The organism is Ruegeria sp. BB5 (assembly GCF_056539405.1).
In genome coordinates this window covers 140,271-157,458 of the sequence record NZ_JBQFUX010000005.1, presented here as the reverse complement: position 1 = coordinate 157,458, position 17,188 = coordinate 140,271, and the positions used below count along the sequence as shown (strand labels likewise).

The following is a 17,188-nucleotide window of genomic DNA, read 5'->3' as shown; positions in this document are numbered from 1 at the left end:
GGACCCTCACAGCGTGACGTTTATTATCGCGACCCAATAGATTGGCGGCATCTCAAGCCGCCGGGACAGGGAGTTTTCATTCAGATGTTTACCGTTTGCAAGCCCGTTCGCAAACTGGCGCGCACCGCCGCCGTACTGGCAACCGCCGCATTTCTGGCCGCCTGTGACGTCAGCACCATCGGCGGAGGTCCGTCGATCGACACGTCAGACCCCGTGCCTGTTGCCCTACTGGTTCCCGCGGGATCGGGGCAGGCCGGTGATGCGGCGCTGGCACGTAGCCTGGAAAACGCCGCCCGACTGGCCATGTCAGATCTGCAGAATGTTCAGATTGATCTGCGCGTTTATGACACGCGGGGCAGTTCAAATACGGCCGCTGCGGTTGCGCAACAGGCGGTGGCGGACGGGGCGAAAATCATACTCGGTCCGGTCTATGCGCAGGCTGCAAACTCTGCAGGCATTGCGGCGCTGAGCAGCAACGTCAACGTGTTGTCCTTCTCGAACAACACCAGCATTGCAGGCGGCAATGTTTTCGTGCTTGGACCAACTTTCGACAATACAGCCAACCGCCTTGTCAGTTTTGCTGGGTCGCAAGGCAAATCAAACATGGTCATCGTTCACAGCAACGATGCTGCGGGCCAGTTGGGTCAAACCGCCATTGCCAACGCGCTTGCCGGCAGCCGCGTGAACAATGCAGGATCGGTGGGGTATGACCGTTCGCAGCAGGGCGTCATCAACTCGGTTCCCTCAGTCAAAGCAACAGTAGATGCGTCTGGCGCGGATTCGCTGTTCTTAACGGCAACCACAGCCGGCGCGCTGCCGCTTTTCACTCAGCTACTGCCTGAGGCGGGCGTTTCCACAACAAGCACGCAGTTTATCGGACTGACACGCTGGGACATCCCGCCGCAAACACTGGACCTGCCAGGCGTACAAGGTGGCTGGTTTGCGCTGCCGGACCCATCGAAGGCGCAGGCATACCGACAACGGTATAACAATACCTATGGCGAGGCCCCGCACCCGATCAGTGGATTGGCCTATGACGGCATCGCCGCAATCGCCGCACTTGTCAGCCAGGGTAAATCCAACGCTCTGACCGCTTCGGCGCTGACGCAAAACGCCGGTTTCCAGGGGGTTGGCGGTATCTTCCGCCTGCGGCCGAACGGTACGAATGAACGCGGTCTGGCTGTCGCCACGATCCAAAATAAACAGGTAGTAGTGATTGACCCTGCCCCACAAAGCTTCACAGGCGCCGGTTTCTGAGCAAACGGGTTTGAAGCTCACCCCCAGGGGTGAGCTGATCTGCCCGGCGGATGAAATTTTCGACAGCGCCGCCGTCATGGCACAGCTGTCGGAGGCCTTTGACAAGACCTCGGACAACGCAGCGCGGCGCAATGAGACCGTTCGCATCTTGCGTGATGCCCAGAAAGGCGGGCGCCAGGCCATTGCCGATGCCTTTGCCGAACGCCCGTTTGATGCACGGCCGCTGACCCATTCCTACACCTATCTGACCGATGGGCTGGTCTGTACCGCCATGAAGGTATCCAGCGAGGATCTGCACCCTCTGGCCACCCCGACACAGGGGGAAAGGATCGCAGTGCTGGCGGTGGGCGGCTATGGGCGCGGGGAAATGGCACCGTCCTCTGATGTCGACCTGCTGTTCCTGACGCCCTACAAAATCACCGCCTGGGCCGAGAGCGTGATTGAATCCATGCTGTATATCCTGTGGGATTTGCGGCTGAAGGTTGGCCATTCGTCCCGCACGATCAAGGATTGCCTGCGGCTTGGGGCCGAGGATTTCACCATCCGAACCTCGATGCTGGAACAGCGCTATCTGGCGGGGGACAGCAAACTGGCCGCCGAGCTGGACAACCGCCTGAAGGCTGACCTGTTCAAAGGCAGCGAGCGAGAGTTCATCGAAGCCAAATTGCAGGAACGCGATGAGCGTCACCAAAAACAGGGTGAGCGCTATATGGTCGAGCCCAATGTCAAAGAAGGCAAAGGCGGGCTGCGCGATCTGCAATCGCTCTATTGGATCGCGAAATACATCTATGGCGTTCAGGATGTGGCTGAACTGGTGCCTCTGGGCCTGTTTACGCCCGAAGAGTTTAAAACATTCGTAAAGGCCGAGGATTTCCTGTGGGCCGTCCGTTCGCATCTGCATCTGATCACCAGACGCCCGACCGAACAACTGACCTTTGACCTGCAAGTCGAGGTGGCCGACCGGATGGGTTATGAAGACCGGGCCGGGCGCCGCGCGGTCGAAGTGTTCATGCAGCGCTATTTCCGCGAGGCCACTTATGTCGGGGAATTGACGCGTATTTTCCTGACCAAGCTGGAAGCCTCGCATATGAAAGGTGAGGCCCTGCTTGAACGCATCTTCCGTCGCCGACCACGGGTCAAGGCGGGCTATAGGGTGGTGCATGGTCGTCTGGACGTGGCCGATCCCGAGAAATTCCTTGCCGACAAGGTGAACCTGCTGCGTCTGTTCGAAGAAGGCTTGCGCACCGGCATGCTGATCCACCCAGACGCGATGCGGTTGGTGACCGCGAACCTGGACCTGATCGACGAAGATATGCGCGAAAACCGCGAGGCGCGGCGCATCTTCCTTGATCTGATGCTGAAACACGGCAACCCCGAACGCGCGCTGCGGCGGATGAACGAACTGGGGGTGCTGTCCGCCTTTCTGCCTGAGTTCGAGCCCATCGTGGCGATGATGCAATTCAACATGTATCACAGCTATACGGTGGACGAGCACACCATCCAATGTATCGTCAACCTCGCCCAGATCGAACGCGGAGAACTGATTGAACCGCTGCCGCTGGTGTCGTCCATTCTGAAAGGCGGTGTGAACCGCAAGGTGCTGTATGTTGCGTTGTTGTTGCATGACATCGCCAAGGGACGACCCGAAGATCACTCGATCCTCGGCGCGCAAATCGCCCGTAAGGTTGCGCCCCGGCTTGGGCTGAACAAGGCGGACTCGGAAACCGTGGAATGGCTGGTGCGGTATCATCTGCTGATGTCGGACATGGCGCAAAAGCGCGACATCTCAGACCCGCGCACTGTGCGCGATTTTGCCAAAGCGGTGAAAACGGTCAAACGGCTGGACCTGCTGACGGTTCTGACAGTCTGCGATATTCGCGGGGTCGGGCCGAACACGTGGAACAACTGGAAAGCCACACTTTTGCGCGCCCTGCACGCCGAAACCAAGCGCGCGCTTGAAACCGGGATGGAGGACCTCAACCGCGCCAATCGCGGGACCGAGGCCAAAAAAGCCCTGCGCAACGCGTTGTCGGATTGGTCCAAGGCGGACCTCAAGACCGAAACTGGTCGGCATTACCCGCCTTATTGGCAGGGCCTGAACCTGCACACCCAAGTCGAGTTTGCCGAGATGCTGCGGGCGCTGGAACACAGCGGTGATCCGGGTGAGGTAGAAATCCGCATGCAACCGGACGAAGACCGGGACGCCACACGGGCCTGTTTCGCAATGGGCGATCACCCCGGTATCTTTGCGCGAATTGCGGGTGCTCTGGCGCTGGTCGGGGCCAACGTGGTGGATGCGCGCAGCTATACCACCAAAGACGGTTATGTAACCGATGCCTTCTGGATTCAGGACACCGAAGGCCACCCGTTCGAGGCCAGCCGCCTGCCACGCCTGGCCCAGATGATCCGAAAGACGCTCAAGGGTGAGGTTGTTGCCCGCGATGCGCTGAAATCGCGCGACAAGATCAAGAAACGCGAACGCGCCTTCAACGTGCCGACCCATATCACCTTTGATAATGATGGGTCCGAGATTTACACTATCATCGAGGTCGATACCCGCGACCGTCCGGGTCTGCTCTATGACCTGACCCGAACGTTGGCCGCGGCCAATGTCTATATCGCCAACGCAGTGATCGCGACCTATGGCGAACAGGTGGTCGACACCTTTTACGTCAAGGATATGTTTGGTCTAAAATACCATGCGGAAGGCAAACAGCGCACGCTTGAAACCAAACTGCGCAAAGCCATCACCGAAGGCGCCGAGCGCGCGGCCTCATGAAGCAGATCCGGTTGTTTTCAGGCCTGTTCACGGTCGGGTTCTGGACGCTGGCCAGCCGGATTCTGGGCTTTTTGCGGGAAATACTGCTGACGGCTTATATCGGTCCAGGTCCGGTGATGGATGCTTTTGTCGCGGCCTTCCGTCTGCCAAACATGTTCCGTCGTTTCTTTGCCGAAGGCGCGTTCAACGCGGCCTTTGTGCCGATGTTTTCCAAGCGGCTGGAAGGCGAGGAAAACGCCCAAGGCTTTGCCCAGGACGCCTTCAATCTGTTGGCCGTGGCGGTGCTGGCGCTGGTCGGGCTGGCAATGTTGTTCATGCCCGCGCTGGTCTGGATCACGGCCGAGGGGTTTCACGGTGATGAACGGTTCGATCTGGCCGTGGACTATGGATATGTGGTGTTCCCTTACATCCTGTTCATGTCGCTGGCGGCGCTGTTCTCCGGTGTTTTGAACGCCACGGGTCGCTTTGCCGCCGCCGCCGCCGCACCCGTATTGCTGAACATCTTTGCCTGCACGGCCCTGATCGCTGGGGCAGCCGCTGGAGGCGAGGTGATCCGTTGGTTGATCGCCGTCATTCCCGTGGCCGGGGTCGCACAGCTGGCGCTGGTCTGGGTGGCGACCGAGCGTGCAGGCATTCGCATCCGGCCCGGCCTGCCGAAGCTCAGCCCCGAGATGCGCCGCATGGTGCGCATCGCCGTTCCGGCGGCGCTGGCCATGGGCGTCACTCAGATCAATCTGGTGGTGGGGCAATTGGTAGCCTCGAAAACCGAAAAGGCGATCAGTTGGCTGTTCGCGGCTGACCGGTTGTATCAACTGCCGCTGGGCGTGGTGGGCATTGCCGTCGGCATCGTGCTATTGCCCGATCTGTCCCGCCGCCTGCGCGCTGGGGACAAGGACGGCGCCCGCAACGCATTTTCCCGCGCAGGTGAGTTCACGCTGTTGCTGACCATACCGTCGACCGTGGCGTTTGTGATCCTGCCAAACCCGATGGTCTCGGTCCTGTTCGAGCGCGGTCAATTCAGCGCCGAGGACACCGCCGCCACGGCGTTGGCAGTAGCAATCTATGGCATCGGCCTGCCTGCCTTCATGCTGCAAAAGCTGCTGCAGCCGCTCTATTTCGCGCGTGAGGATACGCGATCTCCGTTCCGCTATGCCATGGTCGCGATGATCGTGAATGCGGTGCTGGCCTTTGGTCTTTTTCCGCTGGTGGGATGGATCGCACCGGCAATCGCGGCATCGGCTGCGGGTTGGGCCATGGTCTGTCTGCTAATCCTCGGTGCACGACGCATGGGTGAAGAGGCACGGTTTGACGACCGCTTCAAACACCGAGCATGGCGCATCGTGGCCGCGTCGCTGGGGATGGGTGTCGTTCTATACGCCGCCATTCACCTGTTCGGCTGGGCATTCGAACTGTCCGGCTGGCGTTATCTGGCGCTGATCATCCTGATCAAGATTGCCGCGGCCACCTATTTCTTTCTGGGCCACCTGTTTGGCGCTTTCGAGGTGTCAGAGTTCCGCAAAGCCTTGCGTCGGTCGTGATCAGTCGCGGCGAATGCGCCGCACGATCCGCGCCCAGCCACCCGGGGCAAGCAGGAACGAAAGGCCAAAGCCTGTGGCAAACCCGCCCAGATCGGCCACCCAGTCAGACGTACCGCCGAACAGCAGGCCGAACACCAGTTGAATCCCCATCAGGGCCGCGATCAAACCAAAGGCGCGGTGCTGGTTTTCGCCAACCAATGACAGTTTGCGCCATAGCAACCACGTGAATGCGCCGATCAGGCCATAGACAGGCGGGAACCCTCCGACAAGCGGGTATTGGGGGTCCAGCAACAGTGCATAGGCCAGTGCCCCGCCCACGCCAGACAGCACGAAGATCACCAACATCTGAAACCCGCCAAAGACCTCGGCCACCATCTTGCCCATGGCCAACAGGAAGACGCAGACAAAAACGGCCTGCGTGAAAGAGCCCGACACGAAGGGGTAGGTCACGAAACGCATGACATGTTCGAACGGCCAGCGCCCGTTCTCGACCATCCAATCAAAGATATCAGGCGAAAACGAATAGCTCTGCAGCGCATCCAGCCGCCATCCCACCGCCGACGGACCGCCGATCAGCCCGCGTGTTCCCAGGGTAAAGGCCAGTTCCACCCCCATAATGAACAGCACCAAGGCCACCACAACGGGAGGCAAAGGGTTCACGGCGGGTGTATAATTCTCACTGCTCATTGGGCTGGCCTTTCGCGGCGGTTGACGTCCCTTAGCCTCATGGGTAAGCGACGGGGGCTGATTTTTCCAGACGGGAGTTCCCTTCGATGACCGAGACCCAGTTCACACCGCGCGTGTTTTCCGGCATCCAGCCGTCGGGAAACCTGCATCTTGGCAACTATCTGGGTGCGCTCAAGCGGTTTGTGGATATGCAGCAGCCGGACATGGAGACCATCTATTGCATGGTCGATCTGCACGCGATCACCGTTTGGCAGGACCCCAAGGAACTGGCCCATTCGACGCGCGAACTGTGCGCTGGTTTCATCGCTGCAGGTCTTGACCCGGATAAGTCGATCCTGTTCAACCAAAGCCAGGTGCCTGAGCATGCGCAATTGGCGTGGATCTTCAACTGCGTCGCCCGCATGGGCTGGATGCAGCGGATGACTCAATGGAAGGACAAGGCCGGAAAGAACCAGCAAAACGCTTCGTTGGGTCTGTTCGCCTATCCGTCGCTGATGGCCGCCGACATCCTGACCTATCACGCAACGCATGTGCCGGTTGGCGACGACCAGAAACAGCATCTTGAGCTGACGCGCGATATCGCGATCAAGTTTAACCATGATTACGGCGTCGATTTCTTTCCGACCACCGAACCTGTGATCGAAGGGGCCGCGACCCGTGTCATGAGCCTGCGCGACGGGTCCAAAAAGATGTCCAAGTCCGACCCCTCGGACATGAGCCGCATAAACATGACGGACGACGCCGACACGATCGCCAAGAAGATTCGCAAAGCCAAGACCGACCCGGATGCGCTGCCATCCGAGATCGATGGTCTGGAAGACCGCCCCGAGGCGCGCAATCTGGTGAACATCTATGCCGCGCTCAGCGATCAGACGGTCGATCAGGTGCTGGCCGATGTTGGCGGTAAACAGTTCGGTGAATTCAAACCGATGCTTGCAGAACTGGCGGTGGAAAAACTGGCACCGATTTCGTCTGAAATGGCCCGCCTGATGGGCGAAGAAGCCGAGATTGACCGGATTCTGGGCAAAGGTGCGGAAAAGGCCCGCGCGATTGCCGCGCCGATCCTGCAGCAGACTTACGAAATTGTGGGCATGGTCAGCTCAAAACAAGGCTGATTGCGCTGGACGTTACCGCAGCGCCTTCCTAGGTTTGCGCAAAGCATGGGAGGGCGTCATGGCAGTCGGCAAGAACATCCGCACCTATTTCGAAAGTCAATGGCATGACGGGGATGCCCCGATCATGCGCGCGGCCGATCACGGTGCTTGGCTGGGATCGTCAGTCTTCGACGGTGCGCGCTATTTCGACGGCATGGCCCCGGATCTTGAGGCACATTGTGCCCGCGTGAATCGCTCAGCCGAGGCACTGATGCTGACCCCGTTCGTCTCAACCCAGCAGATGGTCGAGATCATCCGCGAGGGGTTGGCTTCTTACGGACCGGACTCAGCCGTCTATATCCGCCCGATGTATTGGGGCATCGACGGTGACGCGACCGCGATTGTCCCACAGGAAAACAGCACTGGTTTTGCCATCTGCCTAGAAGAGATCCCGATGGCGCCCGAGACCGCCTCGGTCACGCTGGGTACCACAAAATTCCGCCGTCCGGTTCTGGAATCGTCGGTGGTGAATGCCAAGGCCGGGTGCCTGTACCCCAACAATGCGCGCATGCTGCAAGAGGTTCGCGCCAAGGGGTTCTCGAATGCGCTGGTCGCGGACGCACTGGGCCACGTGGCCGAGACCGCAACCGCCAACATCTTCATGGTCCGTGACGGAGAGGTGTTTACCCCAACCCCCAACGGCACCTTCCTGGCTGGCATCACCCGCGCGCGTCACATTGAAAACCTGCGCGCCGACGGGACGGTCGTTCACGAAGCCATCCTTGGCTTTGACGATTTCCACAAGGCGGATGAGGTCTTTATGACCGGCAACATGAACAAGATCACCCCGGTCACCGCGCTGGAGGATACGCAATATCAAATCGGCCCCATAGCCCGCCGTGCGCGCGAGCTGTATTGGGACTGGGCACTAAGCACCCGCTAACCAGCCGCTTATTGCCAGCACGCAAATGGTCGGGCATGATCGCCTGAAATATACGAGGACACTTCATGCGCAAATTCTTGGTCGTTCTGGATGACAGTCGCGAATGCCTGAACGCGATGCGTTTTGCCGCTATGCGCGCAGCCCACACCGGCGGTGGCGTTACAATCCTATCGGTCATTCCGCCGGATGAGTTCAACCATTGGATCGGCGTGGCCGAGGTAATGCGCGAGGAAGCACGCGAGCGTATTCACGCCCATTACGAGGTGTTCGCCAAGTGGATGCGCGACAAGCAAAACATCGACCCCGAACTGGCCATCCGCGAAGGTGAGCCGGTCGCCGAGATCATCGAACATGTGCAATCAGACCCCGAGATCGGGGTGCTGGTGCTAGGCGCAGGCGTTGAAAAGAAAGGCCCCGGGCCGCTGGTGACGCAACTGACCAAGAATTCGGGCAACCTGCCAATTCCGATCACCATCGTTCCTGGTGATCTGAGCAAGGAAAAGCTGGAAGAAATCACCTAAAAGGGCACCCATGCAGCGCAGCATCCAGTTCTGGTTCGAATTCGCATCCACATACTCTTACCTAAGTGCGATGCGAATCGAGGATCTGGCTGCGCAGAACGGGGTGTCAGTTGAATGGCATCCCTTTTTGCTCGGTCCGATATTCGCCGCGCAGGGCTGGGACAATTCCCCGTTCAATATCTATCCCGCCAAAGGGCGCTATATGTGGCGCGATATGGAGAGGTTGTCGGCCCGTCGGGGGTTGCGATTTGCCCGGCCTGACCCCTTTCCCCAAAATGGTCTGAAGGCTGCGCGGCTAGTGATGACGATTGAAACCCACCCTCAACGGGCTGCCTTTGTTCGGGCCGTCTATGCCGCCGAATTCGTTGATGGCCTCAATATCTCGGACGACAAGGTGCTGATCGACTGCCTGTCCCAAGCCAGCCTGCCCCCAGAAACGCTGGCCGGTTGTCAAGACCCGGATATCAAGGCGGCCTTGATCCAACAGACTCAGACCGCGCAGGCCAAGGGGATTTTCGGGGCGCCAAGCTTTCTAGTGGGGGATGAACTGTTCTGGGGCGATGACCGGCTGGATGCGGCGATGCAACTGGCGGCAGAAATTTAGAATGGTTCCAAATCTTGACTTCCCCGGCCCGGACCCGCATATCAGGTACAACTGAAACGGAGCCGTGACATGTTCATCCAGACCGAATCCACGCCGAACCCTGCAACGCTGAAATTTCTGCCCGGTCAGCCGGTGCTGGAAGCGGGCACTGCAGACTTTCCTTCGGCGGAAGCCGGGGAAAAATCGCCCTTGGCGAAACGGATTTTTGCAGTGTCTGGTGTCACCGGCGTGTTCTTTGGCAATGATTTCGTCACCGTGACCAAATCGGATGACGTTCAGTGGGATCACATCAAACCGGCCATCCTGGGCGCTGTGATGGAGCATTTTCAGTCCGGTCAGCCGGTATTGGGTGAAGATGCTGTTGATGGGTCAGGTCACGCAGAACATTTCGGCGAGGATGCCGAAGTGGTCAATCAGATCAAGGACCTGCTGGATACGCGCGTGCGCCCGGCGGTGGCGCAGGATGGCGGTGACATCACGTTCCACGGGTTCGACCGGGGCGTTGTTTACCTGCACATGCAAGGCGCTTGCGCGGGCTGCCCGTCCTCGACCCTGACGCTGAAAATGGGAATTGAGAACCTGCTGCGCCACTACATCCCGGAAGTGACCGAGGTTCGCCCCGTTGCCGTCTGACCCGATCATTTTGGCATTTGACACATCGGCCGCGCATTGCGCGGCCGCTTTGCTACATGGCGACACGATTGTCGCTTCGCGCGTTGAGCCCATGTCACGCGGGCAGGCAGAACGGTTGATGCCGCTGTTAGAAGAGATTCTGGCCGAGGCGGATTGCACGTGGCGCGATCTGACCGCCATTGGAGTCGGGATCGGGCCGGGGAATTTTACCGGCATCCGTATCTCGGTTTCGGCGGCGCGGGGATTGGCGTTGGGACTTGGTATCCCGGCTGTTGGAGTTACCGGTTTTGATGCCTTGGCCGAAATCGGGGATGGAATTCCCGCGATCCGCGCACCCCGCGAGCAAGTCTATGTCGCGCTGCCCGGTCAGGACCCCGCACTGATGGCGCAGGAACAGGCAGAATCACTTGGAAATCTGATTCTGAATGATGCCGCCGATTTGCTGGTCAACGCCCTTGCCCGGCTGACAGCGCAAAGATGGTCCACCACGACCCAGCCCCCTGCCCCGTTATATGTGCGCCCGGCTGATGCGGCCCCGTCAAAGGACTCACCACCGGTTCTGCTGGACGGATGACCCCGCAAGAATTGGCTCATACCCATACGGCAGCCTTCACGCAGTCGCGCCCGTGGACGGAATCAGAATTTGCTGATCTTCTGACCAATCGGTTCACGCATGTCATTGGTAACGCTGACTGTTTTGCCCTGTTTCAAGTCACTGCAGGTGAAGCTGAACTGCTGACAATCGCCACCCACCCCAATAGTCAGCGCCAAGGTCTTGCCCTGCGCCTCATGCAGGACTGGCACGCAAAAGCCAAAGCTTTGGGCGCAACCCGCGCCTTTCTGGACGTTGCGGCAGACAATCACCCGGCTATCGCGTTGTACCAGCGCTGCGGATACACAACCTGCGGCCTGCGCAAGGGTTACTATCTGCGCGAAAAAGCTGAGAAAATCGACGCCGTTGTCATGGTCTGCGCCCTGACCTGACCAACGCCCCCTAATTTTTTCGACCATTTGGTCAAGAATCAGTTGACCGCACCGGTTGCAAACGCCCTTAATTCCCGCCATCACAACAGTTATGCTCGCTCACAGTGAGTAATCGGGGCTATCTTGACCCCGACCAACAATAACAAACGGGAGTATGAAATGACCCTGATGAAATCCTTGATGGGCGCTGCCGCCGCCGTCGCGTTGACCGCGGGTGCGGCCCTGGCTGAACCAGCCCTGATCTTCGACCTGGGTGGCAAGTTTGACAAATCGTTCAACGAAGCAGCCCATAATGGGGCATCACGTTGGGCGGAACAGACCGGTAAGACTTATCGCGAAATCGAACTGCAGTCTGAAGCCCAGCGTGAACAAGCCCTGCGTCGTTTTGCCGAAGCAGGCCTGAACCCAATCATCACCATGGGTTTCGCAATGGCTGATCCGCTGGCGGCTGTCGCGGGCGACTATCCCGACACCAAATTCGTTGCAGTTGATGTGAATTGGCTAGATGCTCCGAACGTGCGTCAGATCGGCTTTGCCGAGCATGAGGGTTCCTATCTGGTTGGAATGATGGCTGCGATGGCATCTAAGACCGGAACAGTTGGCTTCATCGGTGGCATGGATATTCCGCTGATCCGTCACTTTGGCTGCGGTTACGCGCAAGGCGCCAAAGCCGTGAACCCCGACATCAATATCGTTGCCAACATGACTGGTACCACCCCATCGGCATGGAACGACCCGGTCAAGGGCTCCGAACTTACCAAGGCACAGATCAGCCAGGGTGCTGACGTCATCTATGCTGCTGCGGGCGGCACCGGTGTGGGCGTTCTGCAGACCGCCGCCGATGAAGGCATCCTTTCGATCGGTGTGGACAGCAACCAGAACCACCTGCATCCGGGCAAGGTTCTGACCTCGATGCTGAAGCGCGTGGACGTGGCCGTTTATGACGCCATGAAGGCTGGCGAGGATCTGCAAACCGGCGTTTTCGCCATGGGTCTGGCCGAAGAGGGTGTGGGCGTCGCCATGGATGAATACAACGCTGAACTAGTTACGGAAGAGATGAGCTCGGCCGTTGCAGACGCACGCAGTGACATCATCAACGGAAACGTCACCGTCGTCAGCTATTACGAGAACGACAGCTGCCCGGCACTGCAGTTCTGATATCGCGTGGGGCGGGGGTTGATCCTCCGCCTCATCCCCACTTGGCCGCTTCGCTCGCGGCCTTTTCGGCAATTGAGGACACGACATGACAGTCCCCGCCATTGAGCTCAAAGGGATTTCCAAAGCCTTTGGGCCGGTTCAGGCCAACAAAGACATTTCCATCAGCGTCGCCCCCGGCACGATCCACGGGATCATCGGTGAAAACGGTGCGGGCAAATCCACGCTGATGAGTATTCTCTACGGTTTCTACAAAGCCGACAAAGGTGAGATTTGGATCAACGGGACCAAGACCGACATCCCCGACAGTCAGGCGGCGATTGCGGCGGGCATCGGGATGGTGTTCCAGCATTTCAAGCTGGTTGAGAATTTCACGGTTCTGGAAAACATCGTTCTGGGCGCCGAAGATGGCGGGCTGCTGGCTCCGTCTTTGTCCAAGGCTCGCAAGGAACTGAAAGAGCTGGAAGAAGAATACGAGCTGTTCGTTGACCCAGACAAGCGCATTGACGAAATCGGCGTGGGGATGCAGCAACGGGTCGAAATCCTCAAAGCCTTGTATCGCAAGGCCGAGATTTTGATTTTGGACGAACCGACCGGCGTTCTGACCCCGGCCGAAGCCGATCAGCTGTTCCGCATTCTCGACCGTCTGCGGGCCGAAGGGAAGACGATCATCGTGATCACCCACAAGCTGCGCGAGATCATGGAAAACACCGATACAGTCTCGGTGATGCGGCGCGGGCAGATGACGGCGACAGTAAAAACCGCCGAGACCAGCCCCGAGGAGCTGGCCGAGCTGATGGTAGGCCGCAAGGTTCTACTGCAGGTCGACAAGGTTCCTGCAAAACCCGGCAAACCCATTCTTGAGGTCGAAAACCTGCGCGTCTTCGATTCAGCGGGCGTTGAGCGGGTCAAGGGTATCGACTTGACGGTCCGCGCGGGTGAGATCGTCGGCATCGCCGGTGTTGCGGGTAATGGCCAGTCGGAACTGCTTGAGGTTTTGGGCGGGATGCGGCCTGGAAAAGGGTCGATCAAGCTGAATGGTGAACCGCTGGCGCTTAGTGGGCATGGGTCTGACGGTCAGGCGCGGCGTGCGCAGCACATCGCTCACGTCCCCGAGGATCGTCAGCGCGAGGGCCTGATCATGGATTTCCACGCGTGGGAAAACGTGGCGTTCGGCTATCACCGCGACCCTGCCTATAAACGCGGTCTGTTCATGGACAATGCCGCCCTGCGCGCGGATACCGAGCGCAAGATTGAAAAGTTCGATGTGCGCCCGCCCAATGGCTGGCTGACCGCCAAAAGCTTTTCAGGCGGCAACCAGCAGAAAATCGTCGTCGCGCGCGAGATCGAGCGGAACCCCGACCTGTTGCTGGTCGGCCAGCCGACACGCGGTGTGGATATCGGCGCGATCGAATTCATTCACAAACAAATCGTCGCCCTGCGCGATCAGGGGAAGGCAATCCTGCTGGTCTCGGTCGAGCTGGAGGAGATCTTCTCGCTGTCCGATCGGATCGCGGTGATGTTCGACGGACATGTTATGGGCGAACGCCTGCCCCATGAGACAGATGAAAAAGAACTGGGCCTGCTGATGGCCGGTGTTGCGGAAGAGGCCGCGTGAAGCATGGATAAAATGCCCAAATGGGCCGATGTCGTTCTGATCCCGCTGATCAGTCTGATACTGGCCGCTATCCTTTCGGCGCTGGTTATTCTGGCCATTGGTGAGAACCCGGTTGAAGCGGTGAATCTGATGGTTACCGGCGCGCTCGGGTCGACTTATGGCTGGGGCTATACGCTCTATTACGCGACCAATTTCATGTTCACCGGGCTGGCGGTGGCTGTGGCGTTCCACGCGCGGCTGTTCAACATCGGCGGCGAAGGCCAAGCCATGCTGGGCGGGCTTGGCGTTGCCATAGTGTGTCTGTACATCGACTGGCCGCATTGGAGCATTGCCCTGCTGGCCGCCTGTGCGGCGTCGATGCTGTTTGGGGCGGCATGGGCCGCAATCCCGGCCTATCTGCAAGCCAAGCGCGGCAGTCACATCGTCATCACCACGATCATGTTCAACTTTATCGCGGCGGCCTTCCTGAACTATATGCTGGTCAATGTGATGCGCCCGCAGGGCTCGCAAGATCCTGCAACTGCACGCTTCCCCGAGGCCGTGCATCTGCCGACCTTCCAGTCGATGTTCTCGACCGCTGAAAACGCGGTGTTCAAGGGTGCGCCGGCCAATATCTCGTTCTTTGTCGCGATCCTGGCCTGTTTCGTGGTCTGGGCGCTGATCTGGCGGACGCGGCTAGGTTACGAAATCCGTGCCTATGGTCATTCCGAAACCGGTGCTGTCTACGCCGGTATCTCTCCCGTACGCATCACCATCGTTGCCATGCTGATCTCGGGCGCGCTGGCTGGGTTAATGGCCACCAACAACGTGATGGGTGAGGCTGAACGGCTAGTGCTCAACTCGACCGAGGGCGCGGGTTTCATCGGGATTGCCGTGGCGCTGATGGGCCGGTCGCATCCATTCGGCGTGTTTGTGGCGGCCCTTTTATTCGGGTTCCTGTACCAGGGCGGTGCCGAATTGGCGCTGTGGACCTCGATCCCGCGTGAGCTGATCGTGGTTATTCAAGCGCTGGTGATCCTGTTTACCGGGGCACTGGACAACATGGTGCGCATGCCGCTTGAGAAACTGTTCCTCGGTCTGCGGAAGGGGGCCGAGTGATGGAGATTTTCGTAACACTCATTCAGGTTTTTGATTCAACGATCCGTCTGGCAACACCGCTTTTACTGGCATGTCTGGCCGGGTTGTATTCGGAACGCGCGGGTATTTTCGACATAGGGCTGGAAGGCAAGATGTTGATGGCGGCGTTTTTCTCGGCGGCGATTGCGGCAGTGACCGGGTCTGTCTGGTTGGGCCTGCTGGCGGGGATCGGATCCTCGCTGATTTTGTCCGGCTTGCACGGGCTCGCTTCGATCACCTTCAGGGGCAATCAGCTGATCTCGGGCGTTGCCATCAACTTTCTGGCCTCGGGCCTGACTGTTCTGATTGCGCAGAGCTGGTTCAAACAGGGCGGGCGCACGCCTTCTCTCTTTGGCGGTGGACGGTTCGAATCTGCAGAGTTTCCTTATGCAATCGGCCCCGAAGATGCTGAACTGTCGGGAAAACCGGTTTCTGAACTGATGTCTGACACAAATTCGTTTCACATGGTGTATTCCGAACTACTCTCGGGTCATTCGATATTGGTCTATGTGGCGTTTCTGATGGTGCCATTGACATGGTGGATTCTGTATCGCACCCGGTTCGGCTTGCGCCTGCGCGCGGTGGGTGAAAATCCGGCTGCGGTGGATACCGCAGGTGTCTCGGTTGTCGGCCTGAGATTTGCGGCCGTTGCCATCTGCGGCGTGCTGTGTGGGATCGCCGGGGCCTATCTGGCCACTGCCCTGCAGGCCGGGTTCGTCAAGGAAATGACCGCCGGTCGCGGGTTCATCGCTTTGGCCGCGCTGATCTTTGCGAAATGGCGGCCTTGGCATGCGATGTGGGCTTGCCTGCTGTTCGGTCTGCTACAGGCGATTGCGCTGCGTTTCCAGAACATCGACCTGGGCGGCGTGGTTATCCCGGTACAGGCCATGGACGCCCTGCCCTATATCCTGACGGTGGTTATTCTGGCCGGGTTCGTAGGCAAAGCCGTCCCGCCACGCGCCGGTGGCGAACCCTATGTGAAAGAGCGCTGATAAGTCCAGTTTAAGACTCATTTCAGTCCTGTTCGCTGCAGAGCGGCATGCAGAGTTGATTTTGCATGCCGCAACCGCTCTAAGGGGGTATGTGTTTGTTTCCTGTGATAGCCAAGATCGGATTCGTTCCTGTCACGGTGGCAAACGCACAAAAACGTCTCGGTTCCGGGGTCCGTTTTTCAATTCAGCCAGATCGGCTTGTCGGTCACGCAGCCCGCGCGATCGGCAGGTTGGTATTCGCCATACGGCCGCATTGCGCGCGCAGTATTAAAGCCTCATCCCTGTGGTATGAGACGGGCCGGATCACTTTGTGTGACGCGTCTGACCTCATCCGGTAAATACACATGCAGATCTACCTTCCAATCGCCGAAGTCTCCGTCAACGCCTTTTTGCTGCTGGGGCTGGGTGGGATGGTTGGCATCCTGTCGGGCATGTTCGGTGTAGGCGGCGGGTTTCTGATGACGCCGCTGCTGTTCTTCATCGGCATCCCCCCCGCTGTCGCCGTCGCAACCGAAGCCAACCAGATCGTCGCCTCGTCCTTTTCCGGTGTATTAGCGCATTTTCGACGAAAGACCGTAGATCTGAAAATGGGCACGGTCTTATTGATCGGGGGCTTAATGGGTGCGGCCCTTGGGGTGGTGGTGTTCAACTATCTCAAAAGCCTGGGCCAGGTCGATCTGCTTGTCACGCTATGCTACGTCGTCTTCCTTGGCGTCGTTGGTGGCCTGATGTTCATCGAAAGCTTGCGGGCACTGCGCAAGGCCAAAAAGGGCGGCGGCGCACCAGCAAAACGGCGCCAGCGTGGCTGGGTTCATGCGATGCCGTTCAAAATGCGCTTTCGCACTTCGGGCCTGTATATCTCGGTCATTCCCCCAATTCTGGTCGGGCTTTGCGTCGGTGTACTGGCGGCCATCATGGGCGTCGGCGGCGGCTTTATTATGGTGCCTGCAATGATCTATCTACTGGGCATGCCCACCAAGGTGGTGGTTGGAACATCCTTGTTTCAGATCATCTTCGTGACCGGGTTTACCACCATGCTGCACGCAACCACGAACTATACGGTTGATGTTGTTCTGGCCGTTCTGCTGCTGGTCGGCGGTGTCGTGGGCGCGCAGATTGGCACGGTGATTGGCGCGAAGATGCCCGCCGAGCAGTTGCGCGTACTGCTGGCAGCCCTGGTTCTGGTGGTCTGCGGCAAGCTGGCACTGGACTTATTGATCGAACCATCCGAGCTGTATTCCATTGGCAGCGAAGGAGGGCACTGATC

General features: G+C 58.9%; 16 protein-coding genes. 15 read left to right on the top strand and 1 reads right to left on the bottom strand.

Annotated elements, in window-relative coordinates; genetic code table 11:
* The first annotated feature begins 84 nt into the window (after positions 1-84).
* The 3 genes from ACR0DL_RS13670 to murJ are packed head-to-tail and all read left to right on the top strand — an operon-like array spanning position 85 to position 5,574.
* Positions 85-1,257: a penicillin-binding protein activator gene (locus ACR0DL_RS13670; protein ID WP_170350581.1), complete on the top strand. Its 1,173-nt coding sequence runs from the start codon at positions 85-87 to the stop codon at positions 1,255-1,257.
* Entirely contained in the window at positions 1,217-4,036 is a 2,820-nt protein-coding gene (locus ACR0DL_RS13665) for a [protein-PII] uridylyltransferase (RefSeq protein ID WP_170361438.1), read from the top strand. The genes ACR0DL_RS13670 and ACR0DL_RS13665 overlap by 41 nt, the downstream gene beginning before the upstream one ends.
* Complete coding sequence (murJ, locus tag ACR0DL_RS13660; RefSeq protein ID WP_480689633.1) at positions 4,033-5,574, top strand: murein biosynthesis integral membrane protein MurJ; 1,542 nt, start codon at positions 4,033-4,035, stop codon at positions 5,572-5,574. Before ACR0DL_RS13665 ends, murJ begins: the two co-directional genes overlap by 4 nt.
* Here murJ and ACR0DL_RS13655 read toward each other — a convergent pair whose 3' ends face one another.
* On the bottom strand, positions 5,575-6,261 hold the full coding sequence (locus tag ACR0DL_RS13655; protein ID WP_170350584.1) for a rhomboid family intramembrane serine protease: 687 nt from the start codon (positions 6,259-6,261) through the stop codon (positions 5,575-5,577). It abuts the gene before it with no gap.
* Between the two features lie 86 nt (positions 6,262-6,347).
* Between ACR0DL_RS13655 and trpS the strand changes: the two genes are divergently transcribed.
* The 12 genes from trpS to ACR0DL_RS13595 all read left to right on the top strand — a co-directional run bounded on the left by trpS (position 6,348) and on the right by ACR0DL_RS13595 (position 17,186).
* Entirely contained in the window at positions 6,348-7,376 is a 1,029-nt protein-coding gene (gene trpS / locus ACR0DL_RS13650; RefSeq protein WP_480689631.1) for a tryptophan--tRNA ligase, read from the top strand.
* 58 nt (positions 7,377-7,434) lie between these two features.
* The gene (locus tag ACR0DL_RS13645; RefSeq protein WP_170377714.1) at positions 7,435-8,298 is read left to right on the top strand and encodes a branched-chain amino acid aminotransferase; all 864 of its coding nucleotides are present in this window, start codon (positions 7,435-7,437) and stop codon (positions 8,296-8,298) included.
* Between the two features lie 65 nt (positions 8,299-8,363).
* The gene (locus tag ACR0DL_RS13640) at positions 8,364-8,819 is read left to right on the top strand and encodes a universal stress protein (protein ID WP_170350587.1); all 456 of its coding nucleotides are present in this window, start codon (positions 8,364-8,366) and stop codon (positions 8,817-8,819) included.
* A 10-nt stretch (positions 8,820-8,829) separates the two neighbouring features.
* The gene (locus ACR0DL_RS13635) at positions 8,830-9,423 is read left to right on the top strand and encodes a 2-hydroxychromene-2-carboxylate isomerase (RefSeq protein ID WP_170350588.1); all 594 of its coding nucleotides are present in this window, start codon (positions 8,830-8,832) and stop codon (positions 9,421-9,423) included.
* Between the two features lie 69 nt (positions 9,424-9,492).
* The gene (locus ACR0DL_RS13630) at positions 9,493-10,056 is read left to right on the top strand and encodes a NifU family protein (RefSeq protein WP_170350589.1); all 564 of its coding nucleotides are present in this window, start codon (positions 9,493-9,495) and stop codon (positions 10,054-10,056) included.
* A complete protein-coding gene (gene tsaB, locus ACR0DL_RS13625; RefSeq protein WP_480689629.1) occupies positions 10,046-10,630 on the top strand; it encodes a tRNA (adenosine(37)-N6)-threonylcarbamoyltransferase complex dimerization subunit type 1 TsaB in 585 nt (194 codons plus the stop codon). The genes ACR0DL_RS13630 and tsaB overlap by 11 nt, the downstream gene beginning before the upstream one ends.
* On the top strand, positions 10,627-11,040 hold the full coding sequence (locus ACR0DL_RS13620) for a GNAT family N-acetyltransferase (RefSeq protein WP_480689627.1): 414 nt from the start codon (positions 10,627-10,629) through the stop codon (positions 11,038-11,040). The genes tsaB and ACR0DL_RS13620 overlap by 4 nt, the downstream gene beginning before the upstream one ends.
* A 159-nt stretch (positions 11,041-11,199) precedes the next feature.
* Positions 11,200-12,198 carry a BMP family lipoprotein gene (locus ACR0DL_RS13615; RefSeq protein ID WP_058281934.1) on the top strand — a complete coding sequence of 333 codons (999 nt, stop codon included), beginning with the start codon at positions 11,200-11,202 and terminating at the stop codon, positions 12,196-12,198.
* An 85-nt stretch (positions 12,199-12,283) separates the two neighbouring features.
* Positions 12,284-13,813 (top strand): ABC transporter ATP-binding protein, encoded by a 1,530-nt coding sequence (locus ACR0DL_RS13610; RefSeq protein WP_480689625.1) that lies wholly within the window; start codon positions 12,284-12,286, stop codon positions 13,811-13,813.
* A gap of 3 nt (positions 13,814-13,816) precedes the next feature.
* The gene (locus ACR0DL_RS13605) at positions 13,817-14,911 is read left to right on the top strand and encodes an ABC transporter permease (protein WP_170350593.1); all 1,095 of its coding nucleotides are present in this window, start codon (positions 13,817-13,819) and stop codon (positions 14,909-14,911) included.
* Positions 14,911-15,921 (top strand): ABC transporter permease, encoded by a 1,011-nt coding sequence (locus ACR0DL_RS13600; RefSeq protein WP_170350594.1) that lies wholly within the window; start codon positions 14,911-14,913, stop codon positions 15,919-15,921. The genes ACR0DL_RS13605 and ACR0DL_RS13600 overlap by 1 nt, the downstream gene beginning before the upstream one ends.
* Positions 15,922-16,265: 344 nt before the next feature.
* The gene (locus tag ACR0DL_RS13595; RefSeq protein ID WP_170350595.1) at positions 16,266-17,186 is read left to right on the top strand and encodes a sulfite exporter TauE/SafE family protein; all 921 of its coding nucleotides are present in this window, start codon (positions 16,266-16,268) and stop codon (positions 17,184-17,186) included.
* Positions 17,187-17,188: the final 2 nt, after the last annotated feature.